The 1,266-nt window shown below is 65.6% G+C and carries 1 pseudogene; it reads left to right on the forward strand.

Annotated elements, in window-relative coordinates:
• Positions 1-70: 70 nt before the first annotated feature.
• Positions 71-1,230: pseudogene (locus tag ADK54_RS14295) on the forward strand (IS3 family transposase).
• Positions 1,231-1,266: the final 36 nt, after the last annotated feature.

The raw sequence follows: 1,266 nt of genomic DNA on the forward strand, positions 1-1,266 counted from the left end.
TGACCTGACCCACCTCTGAGGTTCCAGTTCTGGTGGCTAACTGACAGCCCTTCACGGAAGGCTGGCAGTCATGCCTCGTCCCTATCCTCCGGAGTTCCGGGCGCGCGCCATCGCGCTGGTTCGTGCCGGCAAGCAGGCCAAGCAGACTGCGCTCGAGCTCGGCATCCATCCCGTCACGTTGTCGAAGTGGTTGCGGCAGGACGACATCGACAACGGGCGGCGACCGGGCACGCCCTCGAGCGAGTCTGCCGAGTTGAGGGCCGCTCGTCGGCGGATCCGTGAGCTGGAATCCGAGCTGGCGATCATCCGGCAGGCAGCGAAGTTCCTCGGCGAGGACAAGCCCCGCCCAAAAGGCTCTACCCGGTGATCGACCGACTCGTCGATGCCGGGGCACCGGTGGACAGGTGCTGCCGGATCCTTGGCGTCGCCCGGCAGAACTACTACAAGCACAAGCACACACCGACCACCCCGCGGCAGCTGCGCCGGGACTGGCTGACCGGGCTGATCCGGGAAGTTCACGTCGCTTCCCGCGGCACCTACGGCTACCGCCGTGTCCATGCCGAGCTCACCCTGGGCATGGGCATCCGGGTCTGCTCCAGGACCGTGTCGGTGCTGATGACGCAGGCCGGGATCCATGGCCTGCCCGGACCGGTGCGCATCAAGCGACTGCGCGGCATCGTCACCGCCGAGGACCTGGTCAACCGCAAGTTCCATCGGTTGCGGCCCAACGAGCTATGGGTCACCGACATCACGCAGCACCGCACCAGAGAAGGGTGGGTCTACTGCGCGGCGGTCCTGGACGCGTTCAGCCGCAGGATCGTGGGCTGGTCCATCGACTCACGGCAGGACTCCACCCTCGTGGTCAACGCGCTGGACATGGCCATCCGCAACCGCCGCCCCGAGCCGGGCGGGATCGTTCATGCCGATCATGGCACCCAGTTCACCTCCTGGGTCTTCGGGGAGCGGATTCGCTCCGCCGGCCTCCTGCCGTCGTTCGGCACCGTCGGAGACGGCCTGGACAACGCGATGATGGAATCATTCTGGTCCTCGATGCAGATCGAGCTGCTCAACCGCAAGCGGTGGAAGACCAGGGTCGAACTGGCCAATGCGATCTTCGAGTTCATCGAGATCTTCTACAACCGCCAGCGACGACACTCGGCGCTGGGCTACCGCACCCCCATCGAGTACGAAGTACGCTCCGAGAACGACACCATCCCGGCTGCCGGTTAGCCACCGAGCCTGGAACCCAAATGGTGGGTCAGGTCA

Origin of the sequence: Streptomyces sp. WM6378, from assembly GCF_001279695.1 — a bacterium.
Lineage (GTDB): Bacteria > Actinomycetota > Actinomycetes > Streptomycetales > Streptomycetaceae > Streptomyces.